The 16757-nt window shown below is 36.1% G+C and carries 19 protein-coding genes; 17 read left to right on the top strand and 2 right to left on the bottom strand.

Translation table 11 applies throughout. The annotated features are described in order from the left end of the window. From ACY10D_RS04365 to ACY10D_RS04355, 3 genes are all read left to right on the top strand, one after another. A partial coding sequence (locus tag ACY10D_RS04365; RefSeq protein ID WP_486999554.1) for a hypothetical protein occupies window positions 1–1097 on the top strand: 1097 nt, incomplete at its 5' end. 6 nt (window positions 1098–1103) lie between these two features. Further along, complete coding sequence (gene dnaB, locus ACY10D_RS04360) at window positions 1104–2453, top strand: replicative DNA helicase (protein WP_486999553.1); 1350 nt, start codon at window positions 1104–1106, stop codon at window positions 2451–2453. Between the two features lie 8 nt (window positions 2454–2461). Continuing rightward, entirely contained in the window at window positions 2462–3661 is a 1200-nt protein-coding gene (locus ACY10D_RS04355) for a nucleoside transporter C-terminal domain-containing protein (protein ID WP_486999552.1), read from the top strand. Here the strand turns inward: ACY10D_RS04355 and ACY10D_RS04350 are convergent. Further along, window positions 3604–3891 (bottom strand): helix-turn-helix domain-containing protein, encoded by a 288-nt coding sequence (locus ACY10D_RS04350; protein WP_486999551.1) that lies wholly within the window; start codon window positions 3889–3891, stop codon window positions 3604–3606. The two genes, ACY10D_RS04355 and ACY10D_RS04350, sit on opposite strands and share 58 nt — an antisense overlap. 214 nt (window positions 3892–4105) lie before the next feature. Between ACY10D_RS04350 and ACY10D_RS04345 the strand changes: the two genes are divergently transcribed. The 4 genes from ACY10D_RS04345 to ACY10D_RS04330 are packed head-to-tail and all read left to right on the top strand — an operon-like array spanning window position 4106 to window position 7043. After that, window positions 4106–4867 (top strand): response regulator transcription factor, encoded by a 762-nt coding sequence (locus ACY10D_RS04345; RefSeq protein WP_486999550.1) that lies wholly within the window; start codon window positions 4106–4108, stop codon window positions 4865–4867. A gap of 28 nt (window positions 4868–4895) precedes the next feature. Then, window positions 4896–5579: a hypothetical protein gene (locus ACY10D_RS04340; protein WP_486999549.1), complete on the top strand. Its 684-nt coding sequence runs from the start codon at window positions 4896–4898 to the stop codon at window positions 5577–5579. Continuing rightward, entirely contained in the window at window positions 5576–6079 is a 504-nt protein-coding gene (locus tag ACY10D_RS04335) for a 2-thiouracil desulfurase family protein (protein ID WP_486999548.1), read from the top strand. The genes ACY10D_RS04340 and ACY10D_RS04335 overlap by 4 nt, the downstream gene beginning before the upstream one ends. After that, on the top strand, window positions 6054–7043 hold the full coding sequence (locus ACY10D_RS04330) for a threonine aldolase family protein (protein ID WP_486999547.1): 990 nt from the start codon (window positions 6054–6056) through the stop codon (window positions 7041–7043). Before ACY10D_RS04335 ends, ACY10D_RS04330 begins: the two co-directional genes overlap by 26 nt. Here ACY10D_RS04330 and ACY10D_RS04325 read toward each other — a convergent pair. Then, window positions 7023–7619, bottom strand: coding sequence for an HD domain-containing protein (locus ACY10D_RS04325; RefSeq protein ID WP_486999546.1), 597 nt, complete (start codon window positions 7617–7619; stop codon window positions 7023–7025). The genes ACY10D_RS04330 and ACY10D_RS04325 overlap by 21 nt on opposite strands. Before the next feature lie 146 nt (window positions 7620–7765). On the opposite strand from ACY10D_RS04325, the gene ACY10D_RS04320 reads away from it, so the two are divergent. The 10 genes from ACY10D_RS04320 to ACY10D_RS04275 all read left to right on the top strand — a co-directional run bounded on the left by ACY10D_RS04320 (window position 7766) and on the right by ACY10D_RS04275 (window position 16666). Next, a complete protein-coding gene (locus tag ACY10D_RS04320) occupies window positions 7766–8005 on the top strand; it encodes a hypothetical protein (protein WP_486999545.1) in 240 nt (79 codons plus the stop codon). Beyond that, the gene (locus ACY10D_RS04315) at window positions 7998–8210 is read left to right on the top strand and encodes a hypothetical protein (protein ID WP_486999544.1); all 213 of its coding nucleotides are present in this window, start codon (window positions 7998–8000) and stop codon (window positions 8208–8210) included. Before ACY10D_RS04320 ends, ACY10D_RS04315 begins: the two co-directional genes overlap by 8 nt. Continuing rightward, on the top strand, window positions 8203–9165 hold the full coding sequence (locus ACY10D_RS04310; protein ID WP_486999543.1) for an ATPase, T2SS/T4P/T4SS family: 963 nt from the start codon (window positions 8203–8205) through the stop codon (window positions 9163–9165). Before ACY10D_RS04315 ends, ACY10D_RS04310 begins: the two co-directional genes overlap by 8 nt. Window positions 9166–9193: 28 nt before the next feature. Then, the gene (locus ACY10D_RS04305) at window positions 9194–9511 is read left to right on the top strand and encodes a TrbC/VirB2 family type IV secretion system protein (RefSeq protein ID WP_486999542.1); all 318 of its coding nucleotides are present in this window, start codon (window positions 9194–9196) and stop codon (window positions 9509–9511) included. 10 nt (window positions 9512–9521) lie between these two features. Continuing rightward, window positions 9522–9878, top strand: coding sequence for a VirB3 family type IV secretion system protein (locus tag ACY10D_RS04300; protein WP_486999541.1), 357 nt, complete (start codon window positions 9522–9524; stop codon window positions 9876–9878). A gap of 9 nt (window positions 9879–9887) precedes the next feature. After that, a complete protein-coding gene (locus ACY10D_RS04295; RefSeq protein ID WP_486999540.1) occupies window positions 9888–12464 on the top strand; it encodes a VirB4 family type IV secretion/conjugal transfer ATPase in 2577 nt (858 codons plus the stop codon). Then, a complete protein-coding gene (locus ACY10D_RS04290; RefSeq protein WP_486999539.1) occupies window positions 12457–13197 on the top strand; it encodes a TrbJ/VirB5 family protein in 741 nt (246 codons plus the stop codon). Before ACY10D_RS04295 ends, ACY10D_RS04290 begins: the two co-directional genes overlap by 8 nt. An 18-nt stretch (window positions 13198–13215) precedes the next feature. Next, on the top strand, window positions 13216–14526 hold the full coding sequence (gene trbL / locus ACY10D_RS04285; RefSeq protein ID WP_486999538.1) for a P-type conjugative transfer protein TrbL: 1311 nt from the start codon (window positions 13216–13218) through the stop codon (window positions 14524–14526). A gap of 74 nt (window positions 14527–14600) precedes the next feature. Beyond that, on the top strand, window positions 14601–15746 hold the full coding sequence (locus ACY10D_RS04280; protein WP_486999537.1) for a hypothetical protein: 1146 nt from the start codon (window positions 14601–14603) through the stop codon (window positions 15744–15746). Continuing rightward, window positions 15743–16666, top strand: coding sequence for a VirB8 family type IV secretion system protein (locus ACY10D_RS04275; protein ID WP_486999536.1), 924 nt, complete (start codon window positions 15743–15745; stop codon window positions 16664–16666). The genes ACY10D_RS04280 and ACY10D_RS04275 overlap by 4 nt, the downstream gene beginning before the upstream one ends. Window positions 16667–16757 lie beyond the last annotated feature (91 nt).

The raw sequence follows: 16757 nt of genomic DNA, 5'->3' as shown, positions 1-16757 counted from the left end.
TGGGTAGCAATTCGGTAGCAGATGGTAAGCAATTGGGTAGCAATTCGGTAGCAGATGGTAAGCAATTGGGTAGCAAGCTGAAAGCTTTAACAGGCATACAGTCTGATATATTTTGGTTTATATTTGATAACTTAATAGACAATGAATTAACAACAAAAGCTATTAATCATGATGAATTAATGCAGCATACTAATTCAACAAAAGGAAGCTTAAAGAACGCTATTACAAGGCTTTACAAGAAAAATCTACTTATAAAACATGAGTTTAAAACTGGTGTGGGTGGTTACCGATCTTTTGAAGTTTCTAAAGAAATATATCAGGCTGCTAAATCTCTGAAAAAGGAATTATCATCTAAAAATAAAAAGCCTATATATAATAGTAATACTATTACTACTATAAATAAAAATATAGCTCACCAAAGCAAAGAGCAAAATATAAACACTAATGAAGATAACAATTTAATTGCTCAGTTACAGCAACAAATTATTGAACTTCAAAAATCTCAAAAAAATTCAATGGTTACAATCCAAGGTGAAAACCAATTACTTGAAACATCAGAACAAAGTGAAAGTTTAGACGAGTGGTTTACTATTGATCTTTCACCGCTTGAGTCATTTGGTTTTGGTGAAGGACATCTTAAACAGATTATTGACTACAACACACAACTACCTGAAAAGAAACGCTTAACACCTGAAGCTGTAGAAAAAAGTATTGCTAGCTACGGTTGGGCATTGACTCATCGTTTTCAAGATATGGTCAAAGACTTTGGTGCTGGCTTTGAAAAAAACAAGCTTAAAGTTTTAATGGGTGTACTTAAGAAGGGCAAAGAGTGGATTGAAGCGGAATATAAAACGCCAGAAGAAATAGCTCTTGAGCAGCAAGTAAAAGCAAATAAAGAAAAGCTTGAGCGTATGCAATCACTTAAAGATGAAGCATTAGAAACCGCTTATGCTGTATGGCGTAACAATTTAACTCAAGAACAATTTGCAGAAGTTAGAGGCTTACTGTCATCCAACTACTCGAAATTAAGAGATGACAGCAAGGTGCTTGTAAACGCTCTCAAAAAATACTTCGAAGAAAACATTTACAAGGGATAATATGACATGAATGCAACCATAAATCAATTAAAGTCATCTGACGCAGAGCAATCGGTCATTGGTGCATTGATACTAGATAATGATTCCTTTGACAGGATCAGTGATGTATTAACACCGCAGGATTTTTTCCATGTTCCTAATCAGATTGTTTATAAGCATATTGAATCCTTGGCAGGGAAGGGCAAGCCTTTTGATGTTATAACATTATCTGACTCATTGGGAGAAGCCAATCTGTTAGAGCAAGTAGGTGGTTTATCCTATTTAGCTAGAATAGCAAAAGATACACCTACAGCAGTCAATATAAGAGCTTATGCCGATATTGTCCGCAACAAAGCAATCAAACGCAAATTATCAGGTGCTTTGACGCAATCCAATGAAATGCTTTACAACAGTCAGGGCGCTAGTGAAGAAGAAGTATTAGAGAAAGTAGAGCAAAACATATTATCAGTGCGTCAAGAGATTGACGTTTCAGATGATGATGTGGTGATGGCAGAAGCGGTTATTCCTGAGATTATTGACTACTTAGACAAGATTAATGAGCAAGAGGGCGGTTTAGCAGGGCTTACAACGGGTTTTATTGATTTAGATGACAAGTTGTGTGGCTTGGGTGAAGAACAGCTTATCATCGTCGCAGGAAGGCCAGCTATGGGTAAAACAAGCTTTGCGATGAATATAGCAGAAGCTGTTTTAACGCAAACAGACAAGTCAGTTTTATTGTTTTCAATGGAGATGTCGGCAAAAGATATTATGATGAGGATGTCATCTTCTTTGGGACGCTTACCATTTTCTAAAATAAGAGCAGCAGAGCTTGAGGCACATGATTGGACATTATTGGGTGCTGCATTTGAACGCGTAGCCAAGCTTGAATTTGGTATCATTGATAAACCTGCATTAACACCCAATGAGTTAAAACATAAGGCACGCAAGTTTAAGCGTGAACACCCTAATCTTGGTTTAATTGTTGTTGATTACTTGCAGCTTATGCAATCGCATAAATATCAAAACAACAGAAACTTGGAAGTATCACATATATCCAATGAATTAAAAGCCTTAGCCAAAGAGCTTAAAATCCCTGTAGTGGCATTATCACAGTTAAATCGAGGTGTAGAAGAGCGCAGAGATAAACGTCCTATGATGAGTGACTTACGTGACTCTGGTGCAATTGAGCAAGATGCTGATGTGGTTTTGTTTGTTTATCGTGATGAAGTGTATAACCAAGACGATCCGGATGTAAAAGGTCAGGCAGAGATTATTATTGGAAAGCAGAGGAATGGTGAAATAGGTAAAGTTAAATTGACTTTTAGAGGTGAGTTTTGTCGATTTGAGAATGCCATGATTAATTTCAAGCGGTTTTGAGGTAATTTATGCTAACGAAGATATTATTTTTTATTGCCTGTACATTGATTTCATATTTTGCTTCATATATTTTCAGTAATGGCAAAAATAGCATAAAAATATGGTCAATTATAAGGCTACTAATAATACAAATACTCATTGCCTACGTTTTATTAAACTCAACCTTTGGTATAAAGGTTGTATTATTGTTTTCGCAGCTGTTTAAAAGTTTAATTACCTTTGCTCATGAGGGTGTTGAGTTTGTCTTTGGGAGTCTTGCCAGTAACAATAAAGTAGGTTTTGTTTTTTTCTTTAATGTTGGAATGTCAATCATATTAGTATCAGCATTAATAGGTATACTAAAGTACTTTAGAGTTTTGCAATTTTTCTTTAGAGTATTTGGATATTTATTATCGTTGATCAGTGGAAGGAACAGGATCGAATCTTTAAATGTTGTTAGCTCTTTTGTATTAGGTCAGTCTGAAAATTATATTATGTATAAAGGCATGCTGCATAAAATGTCAGATACAACACTATACAGCATTTGCGCATCAGCTATATCAACCGTTTCACTGGTAATAGTTGCTTCATATATGACAATCATTGATCCTAAGTATGTCATTGTGGCGGTAATACTTAATATGATCAACATCTGTATTGTTTTACATATAATCAACCCTTGTCAGGATGAAGAGGCTTGTGATGCAAACAATCTTATTGATCGTATAACTGTGAAAGATAGTTTTTTTGAAATGCTTGCAGATCATATGTGGACTGGCTTTATGATTGCTGCAAAAATTATAACCATGATGATTGGCTTTATAGCATTAATTGCAATGCTTAATTCCATTTTTTCACATATGTTAGGTATAACCTTTCAGGGTCTTATTGGTTATGTATTTATACCATTTAGCTGGTTGCTTCATATACCATATGATCAAATGCATTTAGCGAGCGAAATTATGAGTACGAAAATTATTACCAATGAATTTGTTGCAATGAAAATGTTAACTGAAAACAGTGCGCTGCTAAGTCAACATACAATGGCAGTGATATCAACTTTTTTAGTATCATTTGCAAACTTGAGTTCCCTTGGTGTAATGATTGGAATAATTCAGGCTATTGATAGAAAAGCAGTGAGTAGGGTTTCAAATATTATGTTTAAAATATTTTATGGTGCATTTTTTGTAAGCATACTATCAGCGTCAACAGTGGGTCTTTTTATATAAGTTTTTTTTTCTACATGTAGCCAAAACTCTGAAAAATGAATATTTAAACCATTGAGTATTTTATCTAAATTGAGAGTTGCAATATTTATAATACCTTGCTCTACTTTTCCAAAGTAAGTAACATCCATACCTATTTTTTCAGTAAAACTTTCTTGAGTGTATCCCTGTTTCCTACGTAATCCTTGTATTGTAGATCCAATCGAAACAAGTAAATTGTTCTTGTTACTCATCCTTTCATTCATAAATGTAGAGTTTTATTAAATTATTCGGTAAATTTAAGTTTTTTAACACGGTATATATGCCTACCGTTGATTGTTTGTCTATCTTATGATACAAATTAGATAGAATAAGAAATAATTGACTTGTATATAACAAATGAAGACATATTTTGAGAACAGTCGCAGTTTAGAAGCGCTAGAGTATGCATTTTCAATGATAAATTTTATGGATAAAGCCTCATCTGATTACTTGAAAACTATTGGGGCAAGTAACTTTGATTATATTGAATATCATGAAAATGGCGACGTTTTAAATCTTACAAACAACAAACAACTGTTAATTGAAAGGTTTAAAAGACAGATGAAATATAAAATTTTATTTTCTGACATTGTTTTTTCTATGGATTATCATCAGCCAAAAATATTCTTATGGCCAGATGATCCTCATAACAGCACATTAGAAATTCTTTTTGAGCTGGATGTTTGGAATGGCTGCAATATTTTTATTCGCAAAGAAAATAAAATCATTATTTTTATTCGCAAAGAAAATAAAATCATTGTTTTTTCTTTCTCAGGGACTAGATCAAGTTCAAACATTAGATCCAGATGTAACAATAATCAAAGAGATTTATTTTTATTTATTCATCATTTTACACTTCTGATTGAGAGTAGATTTAAGTCAGTGAAACCTAAATACATCCTTACAGATATTTACTTTGAAACACCAGAAAATTATTTTTTAAAAAACTTTGAAATTGATCATGGCATTATTTTAACAAATCATGAGTTGAAAGTAGCTAAGTATATATCATCAGGATATTCTGCTACATATATTGCTGATAAGTTTAACGTTTCACATCGAACCATTGAAACTCATACAAAAAACATTAAAGATAAAATTTATAATAAAACGCATGAGAAATTATCTAAACAAGGCTTAATTGATTACCTTGAAGCAAAAAGATGGATATTAGACTCTGTTACATAGACTCTACAACTTATGACTGGAGAAATAAATGAAAAAAATTGATAACTTACCAGAAAATACAAGAATTGTCCTTTTCACTGGTGGAAGAGATAGTACATTAACAGCATCATACCTTATGTTAAAAGGATTACCTGTTTTTTTATTGTCAGCAGACAGTGGTGCTTCTATTCATAGAGATATCACGAAATATCGAATTAAAGAGCTGAAAAAACGTTTTGGCAATTTAGTTGCTGGGAATTTAACAATGGATGTTGCAGGTTCGTTTCGTAAGATAGCGCTAAGAGATATTGAGCAGGATATATTAACAGATCATAAGAACCTAGTTGTGTTAGGTGAGAAAATTGCTATATTAGCTCACACAGTTGATTTTTGTAGAAGAAATAAATTGTTTGATGTAAGTTTAGGTTATGCTAAATACCAGCAGGATTTTCCAGAACAAAGAGATGTTTCGAGAGAAAGATTGCAGCAGTTATTAGCGGGTTATGACATTAATTGCACTTATCCAATATATGATCTTTGTGAAAAAATTGAAGATGTTAAATATCGATTGATGGAAATTGGACTCAGTAACAAACCTTTAGAAGGATCGACGTTATTTGGCGATACATTTAGTAAAGCATCAGATGATGTCATAGAGTCATATATTGAAAGAAAAGTTGGTCTGTTCCATGAACAAATTAAATTTTTAGGTGCCGAAGAACTTTTATTATGATGATGAAGGTATTAGTTAGTAGTTGTTTATTTGGTTGTAGGGTTCGCTATCATGGTGGCTCTTCAGAAATTAACCACGCGATCTACTCTAAATGGCTTGAGGAAAATAGAGTTATTCATTTTTGCCCAGAAATTGCTGCAGGTTTACCTATTCCAAGAACATCAAGTGAAATAGTTGGTGGCGATGGTAAAAGTGTTTATGAGGGACATGCTAAGGTTATTTCTAAAATTGGAGAAGATAAAACGATACAGTTTGTCCGAGGAGCAAATTTAACTCTTGAATTTGCTAAGTTACATAATATAGCTGTTGCCGTATTAAAGAAAAATAGCCCATCATGTGGGAATACTTCTATTTATGATGGAACACATAGTGGAAAAATTATTGAAGGCAGTGGTGTTACTGCACACTTGTTGATGACTCATGGTATTAAAGTTTTTAATGAAGACCAGTTAGAAGAAGTGGACACGTATATTAATGTCAATGAACCATCATTTTTATAGTGATAGCAACCATTTGCCACATCCGAGAGTCATTGAGTCAATAACTAGTTTAGACTCAGTGCGATGTAATGACATTGAAATCAAGAAACTAATAGAACAATACTTCAATCACTATCAGCTTGATATTGTCAAAGTAATAAATTGTACTTCGGCTAATACATTATCTGCATTATCAGCTGTAAGACCACAAGAAAATATGTTGTGTAGTGATATAGCTCATTTATTGCATTATGAAAATGATGCAATAAAAAAAATTGGGTTAATTAATATTGATTCAATAAATACGAAAAACGGTAAAATTTGCCTTAATAATCTAAGTAACTTGATTGAGAAGAAAAGATATAAATTACTATCGATTACCCAACCCACTGAAGTAGGTACGGTTTATACTTTAGAGGAGTTGTCATCAATTTATAAAATAGCCAATTCCAATGGAGTAATTGTTCATATGGATGGAGCTCGTTTATTCTACGCTATTTCTTTTTTAAAGTGTGCTCCGGGTGAGTTAATAAAGTATTGTGATTTGTTAACATTAGGTTTAGGGAAGTTTGGTAATGCGTTTGGTGATCTTTTAGTTATCAAAAATAGACGACCTTATGCGGAAAAAATAATGCGGATGCAAAAAATATATTCGCAGGGTATAACTAGAGAATATCTCATCAATGCTCAAATAAAAGCATTTTTTAATCAAGGGCTTCATATATTATCATCCAATTATGCTTTGGGTATTGCAAAATGTTTAGCAGATAACATACAGAAAATTGGCGGACATGTTTTATATCCTGTTCATGCCAATATACTTTATGTTCAGCTACCTGAGCATGTGCTACTTGATCTTATTGATGTATATAAAATTGGTATTTCATCGCGACATCAAAACACTATAAGAATAGTTGTTTCATATGCAACAACAGATAACGACATAAATGATTTGGTTGAATTTTTAGGAACTCGTATGCAATAAACCATTTTTTACTGCTTCATCAATTTGGTAATTTAAGTATGACCATAACTCTGGAGCAATTATTTTAAGGGCTTTATTTCTAGCGCGGACTTTATTACTATCAATTTTATAGTTTCTCCATGTCCCACCATTATTGCTTACATTTAAAATAAATGGAGTAATTTTATCGATAGCATTAGCAAAAATAGATGTATCGGTTGTATTTTCATTAAACTCACACCAAAGACTATACAACTCATTTCCTAGAGGGTTTTCAGTGATGCTAAAAATGCGTTTAGCAGCAAGTAACTCTTTTTTTGATTGTTGATTCAAAGTTTCTTTATCTGTATAAACAAACGTGTCACCAGCATCTATTTCAACAAGATCATGTACTAATAACATTTTTATGGCTTTGTATAAATCAAAGGTGAGGTTTATAAAGTAAGATTTTAGAGTTAACGCAGTCATTGCAGCATGCCAAGAATGTTCAGCACTATTTTCAAAACGATCAGAGTCATGTTTAACTAAGGCTTTTCTATAAACCGCTTTTAATCTATCAATTTCAATGATAAACGATATATCTTGGTTGAGGTTCATAAAATTAAGCTCCTTTAAAATAATAATGACTTTAACACAACAAATAATAGCAAAAATCTGTATTTTCTACTGATTAATTTCTTTGGGCGCAATGTTTTAATATCAATCAAGATGAAAACTTAGAAACACTGATGGATAAGCAGTTCATGTCAAAAGAAATGACAAGACGAGATCAACCTATATCTGTAGATCGTGAGGTACATCATGATTTTAAGGCATATTGTGCTTTTAAACGTGGTTATATGATAGATCTAGCCAATAAAGCTTTAGTTAAAGAAATGATTTCAAATGGTTATATAACAATACTTAATCCTGAAGAGTACGGGGTTAATGAGGATTTAAATGAAAAAGAATGTTTGCAAGGGGGGGGCAGTAGCAATGACTAGAAGGCATTTAACTCTAAGCTTAGTTTTGATGGCTTCTAGTTCATTGTGCTTTGCGACTTATCCTGCGTTGGTGATGCCAAACACTATACAAATGTATGCTGAAATGAGTAAGCAATTAAATGATCAAGCAGAACATGACATCAATCAATTAGATAAAGAAATAGCTCAAATACAGGAGCAATTAAACGGGGAGTGTTATGCATAACGAGATTGATATCGATTTATTGCAAAACATCTTTGGTGCTCAAGTGATGGATGCCTTTGCAGATAATGATATTACTGAAATTATTATTAACCCTGATGAGTCCTTAATTTTAGAAGGCAAAGTTTTTGGTAAGCGCAAAGTAGGCAAAGTTATTGCTTCTGAAATGCTACACGCTAGCCGTTTGCTTGCTAAACATAGGGATTTATATTTGAATATTGATAACCCTGATTTAACGGTTCGTATGCCTGAATCAGCACCCTTCAATGGAGCAAGATTTCATGTGATTATACCACCAGTTACGAGTGGGGTATCAATCACGATACGTAAGCCAAACCAACATATTGTTGAGCTTTTAAGTTATGTTGATCATGACATTATGAGTAGTAAGCAGCATGATTTATTGGCTCAAGCAATTACAGATTACAGTAATATCATTGTTTCTGGTCAGCCTAAAAGCGGTAAGACTACTTTAACATCCTCTTTGTTGGGTGCGATTCCAACCTACAGTAATCCTAATGATCGTATTATCGTGATTGAAGATGCACCAGAGTTGGTTGTGCCAGTTGAAGATGTGGTTTATCAGCAAACCACACATACACGCACTATGACAGATTTAGTTAAGAACTGCACACGTATTAGACCTGATCGTATCATTGTTGGCGAGGTGATTGATTATGGTGCACATGCCTTACTTAAATCATGGAATTTAGGAACGCCGGGTGGGGTGACCACTTTACATGCCAATAGTACGAGTGCTACACCGCAGCGCTTAGTTGATTTGGCATGTGAAGCTGGTATTGCAGCACCAATCAGTTTGATTTTAGAGACCGTTGATATTTTGGTTCATATTGAACGTAACCGCAAATATAAAGCAGGGCGCAAGGTCACTGAGATTTCAAAACTTAAAGATTATGATCGCGTGAATCATAAATTTATTGTCGAGAGAGTTTGTTAAACGAAAGTAAAAATAAGGAAATCAAAAAATGATGAGAAAACTTAACCAACTGGCAGCTGGCTTATTTTTTAGCTTAGTGACTTATGTCCAGGCGATTGCATCCACCAGTGATGATCTACCTTGGACAAGTCCACTGTCTAAAATATCTAAATCGTTATCGGGACCAGTACCTGTTTTAGTGGCAACAATTGCTGTAGCAATTACAGGACTAGCAATGGCATTTAGTCAGGAGCTAAGTGGTGGCATTAAAAAAATCTGTGTTGCAACGATTGGTATCTCAATTGCAGTGATGGCAAATGCATTTATTCAGAAAGTATTTGGCGCAAGTGGTGCTTTAATTTTTTAAGGTGAATGAAATGGAAGATCGTATGAAGTATAAGCATCAAGTTGGTAAGTTTCTCACTACCCCTATTTTAACAATGGGAACAGAGACTCCACTGGTGATTTTAAATCTAACCATCTGTGCGATGTGGGTGATCACAGCACAGTGGTCATTGATGAGCTTATGGGCAATATTGATCTTCGTCGCCGTACATTTTGTTTGTATTCAGGTATCTAAGAATGATCCAAGGTTAGTGCGTATTTTCTTAAGACGCAGAAAGTATCGTGGTTATTATCCTGCGATAGCAGGGGAGCAAGTCACCTTAGAGCGCAGCACCTTTAAATCAAAGCCTGATGAATATTATGGCAACGTCAAAACAAAATTAACGTAAGAGGGTGTTATGTCTATTGTCAATGCAGTTAAATCACTTTTTGCATCCCCTGAAAAGCCAGTGATGGGTAAAGGTTTGCTTAAAAGTGTAGGCGTTTCAAGAGCTGCCAGAGAGATTAAGCGCGAGAATGCTATTTTATCAAGATCTGAAGGGTTTTCAGATCTGTTGGGCTATGCAATGTTTGTTGATGATAAAACGTTGATGATGAAAGATGGCGCACTTCAGGTTGCCTTTAAATTTTATGGACGTGATTTTAATGCTATCACTGAGGCATTATGCGCACATGAGACCTTTCGCTGGGTAGAGGGGATTATTCAATTTGGTGAAGATATCATGATTGAATTTGACAGCATTCGCGAGCAATCGGGTCATTATCCTGATCACAATCACATGAGTAATCCTGTGGCTCAATTGATTGAGCAGGAGCGCAAATGGCAATATGCACAATCAGGTGCTTTATTTGAAACCAATACCTATTTAACCTTAACGTATACGCCAAAATCACAGATGTCTGCCAGTACGCGCAAGTTTCTTTTTGACGGCAATGAAGAGATCAAAGATAAAACGATTAAAGAGATTGCTAAAGAGTTTGATGATCGTGTTGATCAGTTTGTGCATTTTGTGGCAAGTGGTAATATCAGCCGTTTCCATCAGCTAAAAAAAGATGAATATACTTCATTTTTACATAAATGTATTACGGATGACACGGTTGAAATGATTGCACCACCACATGGTGTGTTCTTACATCAATATTTGTCAGTAAGGGGTTTTGAAGGGTCTTTACCGCCTAAAATTGGTGATAAGTATATCCGTACCTTTTCAATCAATGAATACCCGCACTATCTAATGCCGATGGTGATGCGCATTTTAAACAGTCTAGCGATTGAGTTTCGTTATCACGTGCGCTTTGCAACGCTATCGCGTTCTGAGGCAAACAGTGTGTTAAAAAAGTTAAAAGCCACTTGGCATAATAAAGCCAATGGTCATTTATTGGGTATTATTGCTGAAGCAATGAATGGCAATAAGAAAGAGAACTTAGTTGCCAGCCAAAACAAAGCGCTTGCTGAGCAGGCGATTATGGAAAATGAGAGCAATCTCATGAAGTACGGCATGTTTAATGGTACTTTTTTACTGTTTAATGAAGATCGTGGCGCATTGAATCGTGCAGCAACTGACTTAAGAAATGCTATTCAAGGCTTAGGTTTAATGCTAAGGGATGAAACGGTTAACGATATTGAAGCTTACCTAGGTTCGTTACCAGGGCATGGGTGTTATAACCGAAGATTACACCCAGCAGATGCGGTTCACTGGTCTTATATGTTACCACTATCACATATTTACTCAGGTGAGCATCATTGCCCTAATCCATTGATTGGCAAAGATGAGCCATGTCTTTTTTATTCTATTACTGATCAGACAAACGCTTATCGCTTTACTAACTATGTTAGTGATGTAGGGCACATGATTATGGTTGGACCCACTGGATCGGGTAAAACAACTTTTTTAAACTTTATGCAGGCACAATTCTCACGCTATAAAAATGCGCGTGTCAGAGGTTTAGATAAAGATCAATCTTCAGAGGTGGCTTATCGCTTATTTGGCAAGTATGTACAAATTGGTGAGAAAAATAGCTTAGAGCTTTCGCCATTGGTTTTACTGGATGATGATATTTCCTTAGAGATTACACAAAACTGGTTAGAAGATACGTTTGTGATTCAAGGTATTGAAATGACACCGGATCGATCGGCAGAAATACGCCAGGCATTAACTAACCTAGCAACACGTCAGCAGAAATATCGCACCTTTAGCAACTTGGATTTTCAGGATGTTGACCTACGCAAAGCCCATCAAAATTTAAACACCGGTGTTTTTAAAAACGTGATGAATGGTACCAATACTGATGTGATTGATGGTGCGCAAGTGGGTATTGATGTTGGGGCAATTTTAGAGCTAAACGAAAAAGTACACATGCCGATTATTATGGCAATTTTGAATCAATTACGTTTGAGTTTTAAAGACGGTTACCCTACATTGCTAATTATTGATGAAGCATGGCTTTTCTTAGACCACCCAACTTTTGTCAAAAAAATCAAAGATTGGCTTAAAACGCTTCGCAAACTGAATGTCTCCGTTATTTTTGCCACTCAGAGTGTTACTGATGCTATTAATTCCTCGATCTTTCATGTATTACTGGAGTCTTGTCCTACACAAGCCTTTTTGCCGAATGATAAAGCCGTTGAGGAAACAACTGCAAATCATTATGCCAGCATGAACTTAAATGCTAAAGAAATTGAGATCATTGCGGGTGCCATCCCTAAAAAGCACTATTACATTCGACAACCGAAAGGTAATCGCTTAATTGATTTAGGCTTAGGTGAGGTAGCTAAAGCCTTTTTAACGGTTTCTAGTAAAGCAGATAAGCAAGTTTTCAATTCATATTATACAGATGAGCATATGAACTGGATTTCTCCTTATCTTAAAAGTAAGGGGTTACATGATGCGGCTAATTTTGCCGAGCAGTATCTACTGACACAAGCGGATGATGATGCCCTAGAGATGGAAGATAAGGAGCAGCAAGATGCTTAAAATCAAATACGTATTATCTAGCTCACTTTTATGCGTTTTAGCTGGATATCAAAGTGCTTTTGCTATGTATCCTGTGCATGATGAAATTAACCGCTTTGAAATCGCTTTAAATGGTGCCAATACTTTGCGTGTCTATGGTGAAGAAGTACAAAGCAAAGCGCTGTTGGCTTCTTCATATGCCAATCAGTTAACCAATATGAAATCGCTTGAGTGGAACAGTCCAACGAGTATATTGGATTCATTAAATAATATTTCCGATATGGCACAAGAAGGTAAATCCTTAACCTATTCAACGAAGGACTTGGCACAGCGTTTTAATGATAATTTTGTGCCGGACAAGGTAAAAAACTACTTTACCCAACAACAAAAGATGTCTGAAACGGTACTAGACACCTCAAAGGGGACATTGAAATCATCGAATGCCCAGGTGGAAGCGTCTAAGCAAATGGCAGATACCAGCAGTCAAATCACGAATAATTCCATTAAGTCACAAGGCTTAAAAGAAGTGATGCAATCGCAAGTGCAGATGCAGGCAGAGAATACCGCCCAACTTCAGGCAGTACAGCAGTCATTAGCACAAATGCAATCACAGCAGGCAACAATGGATGCTTACACGGTATCAAAACAGCAGCAGGAAGATGAGGCAACACAAAAGTTTTTAGATGTGCCAGAACCACCGGCAGATGATTATGAAGGCAATCAACAGTTGGCAATTATGCCACATTTCACTTAGAGGGTTAAAGGCGTTGTTATGTTAGATCAGACGATTTTATCTTACTTAAATGACTTTAAGTCACATACCCCACAAATTCAGCAGTTTGCTTTTCATTTAGCGGGTTATTTGGCAGTCATTTCATTAGCGTTATCAATGATTTTTACGCTCATCAAAGAGCAGGAGTTAAATAGCTTAATTGCCAAGATCGTGCAGTCTGTTTTTTATATCTCGTTTTTTTATGGGATGATTAGCTTAGCACCAATATGGATTCCTGATTTAATTTCCTCATTAATGATGATTGGTGCAAAAACCAGCGGCATTAGCTCATTAAGTCCGGATTCTATTGCGGGTCAAGGTTATTATATTTTTGTCAAAATACTAAAAGCGGCTTGGGATGCGGGCATCTGGCATGCTATTACGGCTGTTTCTGCTTTAATCGTCGCCATTATTGTGCTGATCCTTTATGCTTTTATTGCAGGTGAGTTAGCGATTATTTTAGTGAAGTGCTATACCATGATCGTGGTGGGACCACTGGTTTTTGCATTGGGGATTTTGGATATCACACGTCCTACCGTCGTTAATTACTTTAACAAGGTCTTAGGGCTTGGTTTCCAGTTATTAGCGATGTATTTGATTTTAGGGGTTGGTATTCAGCAATCCAATCATTGGGTGGACTTAATCAAAGGTAGTGCAGGTTCCGGTGTATTTGATCTGGCACCACTAGGTCAAATATTGATAGGTTTAATTATTTTCTACATGTTGGTTAAGGAAATCCCTCCTTTTGTTGGACAAGTATCAGGGGCGACAGGGTTACGCAATTACTCTGATCAAGCTGTGGCTGGTGCTATTACAGCGGGGGCTGCTGGTGCGGGCGCCATTGCTAGCGCTGGATCTGCAGCAGGAGCATTAGGGCGTGGCTCAGCCGGTGCGCTTAAAGATGGTTTTAATATGAATATTGGTGGCACCTCTGCAGCAGGTCAGGCGGGGAGTACCGCAGAAGCATTTAAAGGTATGTCATCAGCTAAAGGTTGGGGTAAAGCAGCACAATTTGGTAAAGGGTTAGCACATGCAGGTGCGACAGCTGGTTTAGGTGCACTTGGCACTAGTGTTAAGGGAACAGCAGCAGCGTTTAAAAAAGCAGGTCAAGCGTCAGGATTAACAAAGGGCAGTGGTTCAGGTGGCTCTTCAGTGATGGGTGGTATTGCCGGTGGTGGCATGTCCAATGCCATGAACAATTTATCTTCGGGTAACTCATCAGCACCAAGTAGTCCATCAAGCTCAGGTGGTGATTCCGGTGCAGGCGGATCAGATTCAACTGCAAGTGGTCAAGGAGAGGAAAATGAATAAAGGGTATTCTCGTGGTGGTTTAAAAATAATTTCGTTACCATCCTCACTAACATCGCGTTATAAGGATAAAAGTCATGCATGAGTTACAACAGTTATTTGGATTTATTACAACAGAATCAAGCTTATTTATTCACTGGTATATTGGCTTGCCGTGGTATGGCTGGTTGATCGTCTTGTTTTTTAGCTTATTTTTTATTGTGCTTTTTTATGAATTTTTCATGAGCACATTTCGTGGCTACTCCATTCCAAATATCAACTTGTTTGAAGGGGAATCGCAGAAGGACATTAAAATGATTGATCGCAGTAACTTTTGGTCATCCATTAATATTGTGCATCTTTTGGCTTATGTGACGAGCTATCCTTTCCGTAAGTTTTTTGGTACACGCCGTATATTTGATGATATTCATGCTTTATGTTGGATTATTGTCGCTTTAGTTGTTTCAATGTTTTTCCCGTTTATAATTTTAAAAGTTATTGCTGGGGCTATTGCTGCAATGCTTATTTTAATTTACCCACTTACAGCCTTTGCTGATGGTAAGGCTTCAGCAGCGAGAGATTATTTTGTTATTTTAAGCATTACAGTATTAGTGCAAGGGATGGCATTATCAAGAGCACAGTTTGCACCAGATTTACCAGTGAGCTGGTTTGGTGAAGCAGTAGATCCCAATATGTGGTTTTATATTCTTGCTTTATTTCTTCTCTATATGACTTTAGCGCGTGTTTTAGTTAACTGGCTTAAATATAGAAAGTTTTCAAAAGATGCTAAGGCTTATCTACACCATGCATATGACCAAAAGCTATTACCCTATACCAAAGATGACAAGGCAAATAAGCAGTTTTTAAAAGTGCTTAAAACAAAGCAAACGATAAAAGATATTGAGTTGCTTTTAGCTGAGTTTACGGACGATGATGAGACCAAATCAGTTGACCAAGATAAGCAGCAACAAGCACAAGTTAGTCAGGGCAATCCAATTAATCAGACCAATGTGCCAGTGGCTAATAAACCAGTAAATGAGGTGGCAGCACAAGCCCATTTTGATCACAACCATCCGCTATATCAGGCATTAAGTGATATGCAGTTTAAAGCAGTAACTATTGTGCATTTGATGACAGTCGTTGACCACGTACAACTAGAAAATGCGATCACACTGGCAAATAACAGTGCAGGCATTAGTAATAAAAAGGTATTTATACTATCACAAGTAGGGGAGTCTTTATGAGTACAGACGATCACAGTAAAAACAATAAAAATAATAAAAATAACAAGGTGAGTTATTCAGGTTCTGATAGATCAGTAGAGGGGGCAAAAGCACCAAAAGAGTCATTGAATAAGGCATGGCAGCAAATAGCTGGGAGTTTTAAAACGGCCTCGGTAAAAGCAAAGGACAAAGTTAAAGCAGTTAAAGAAGAGAAAGAGAAAAAAGAGGCTGAGTATCAGGCAAACCTTCAAAAGCTTGAGAATTATGCTGAAAGCGGAGACCAGTTACTTTTAGGGCAAATAGCGGTTGAGCGTATTTATAACTCGCAGCAATCACGTGAGAAAAAGCTATGGATTACCATTATGTGCTTGATTGGTGGTTTATTTATCTCATCAATGATGAATTTTAGCTTAGGGAGTCAATCTAAGATTGATACAGTGCTTGTTAAACAAAATGCCTACGGGCAAATTTTAGGGTTTGAACAGGCGCAATCTATTGATCCAAATAGTATAAAACCGGGTATGGCGCTTTACTTTATCGAGCAATTTATTAAAAGCGCACGTAGTGTGGTGACGGATCAGAAATATCAAACCTATATGGTCAATGAAGCCTATGCGTTAACACAGGGTGCGGCATCAAAAACTTTAAAAGATTATATTGATAGCAACAATCCTTATCAGTTATCGAGTACACAAGAAGTTAGTATTCAATGGGATTCCTTTAACCCTAATGTTAATCAATCCAACACCACGCAGGTGGTATGGACTGAAATTGCACGAGATCCAAAAAGCGGGACGATTTTATCTAAGCAAAAATATACGGGGGTTTTCACTTACTATTGGAATTTAGATCCCAATGATGTTGCACATGTTGTGATGTACAACCCGATGGGCTTTTACATTACCAACTTTTCGTGGTCAAAAAACTTAAACGATTCGTGATGGATTAGATAAGCGTTTAGAAAAGTAAAAAAGTTTAACAGAAAACATTTACATATATCAGTATAAAATTTAATCATTAAAAACGGGAGTT

Source organism: Cysteiniphilum sp. (assembly GCF_057495195.1).
This window is presented reverse-complemented; position numbering and strand designations above follow the sequence as displayed.

Bases quoted from the DNA above. Each gene is read 5' to 3' on its own strand.
- ACY10D_RS04320 (WP_486999545.1), top strand. From the start codon at position 7,766: ATGTCAAAAGAAATGACAAGACGAGATCAACCTATATCTGTAGATCGT.
- ACY10D_RS04280 (WP_486999537.1), top strand. From the start codon at position 14,601: ATGCATGAGTTACAACAGTTATTTGGATTTATTACAACAGAATCAAGC.
- ACY10D_RS04330 (WP_486999547.1), top strand. From the start codon at position 6,054: ATGTCAATGAACCATCATTTTTATAGTGATAGCAACCATTTGCCACAT.
- ACY10D_RS04340 (WP_486999549.1), top strand. From the start codon at position 4,896: ATGAAAAAAATTGATAACTTACCAGAAAATACAAGAATTGTCCTTTTC.
- trbL (WP_486999538.1), top strand. From the start codon at position 13,216: ATGTTAGATCAGACGATTTTATCTTACTTAAATGACTTTAAGTCACAT.
- ACY10D_RS04355 (WP_486999552.1), top strand. From the start codon at position 2,462: ATGCTAACGAAGATATTATTTTTTATTGCCTGTACATTGATTTCATAT.
- ACY10D_RS04350 (WP_486999551.1), bottom strand. From the start codon at position 3,891: ATGAGTAACAAGAACAATTTACTTGTTTCGATTGGATCTACAATACAA.
- ACY10D_RS04310 (WP_486999543.1), top strand. From the start codon at position 8,203: ATGCATAACGAGATTGATATCGATTTATTGCAAAACATCTTTGGTGCT.
- ACY10D_RS04335 (WP_486999548.1), top strand. From the start codon at position 5,576: ATGATGATGAAGGTATTAGTTAGTAGTTGTTTATTTGGTTGTAGGGTT.
- ACY10D_RS04275 (WP_486999536.1), top strand. From the start codon at position 15,743: ATGAGTACAGACGATCACAGTAAAAACAATAAAAATAATAAAAATAAC.
- ACY10D_RS04345 (WP_486999550.1), top strand. From the start codon at position 4,106: ATGGATAAAGCCTCATCTGATTACTTGAAAACTATTGGGGCAAGTAAC.
- dnaB (WP_486999553.1), top strand. From the start codon at position 1,104: ATGAATGCAACCATAAATCAATTAAAGTCATCTGACGCAGAGCAATCG.
- ACY10D_RS04325 (WP_486999546.1), bottom strand. From the start codon at position 7,619: ATGAACCTCAACCAAGATATATCGTTTATCATTGAAATTGATAGATTA.
- ACY10D_RS04305 (WP_486999542.1), top strand. From the start codon at position 9,194: ATGATGAGAAAACTTAACCAACTGGCAGCTGGCTTATTTTTTAGCTTA.
- ACY10D_RS04300 (WP_486999541.1), top strand. From the start codon at position 9,522: ATGGAAGATCGTATGAAGTATAAGCATCAAGTTGGTAAGTTTCTCACT.
- ACY10D_RS04290 (WP_486999539.1), top strand. From the start codon at position 12,457: ATGCTTAAAATCAAATACGTATTATCTAGCTCACTTTTATGCGTTTTA.
- ACY10D_RS04295 (WP_486999540.1), top strand. From the start codon at position 9,888: ATGTCTATTGTCAATGCAGTTAAATCACTTTTTGCATCCCCTGAAAAG.
- ACY10D_RS04315 (WP_486999544.1), top strand. From the start codon at position 7,998: ATGACTAGAAGGCATTTAACTCTAAGCTTAGTTTTGATGGCTTCTAGT.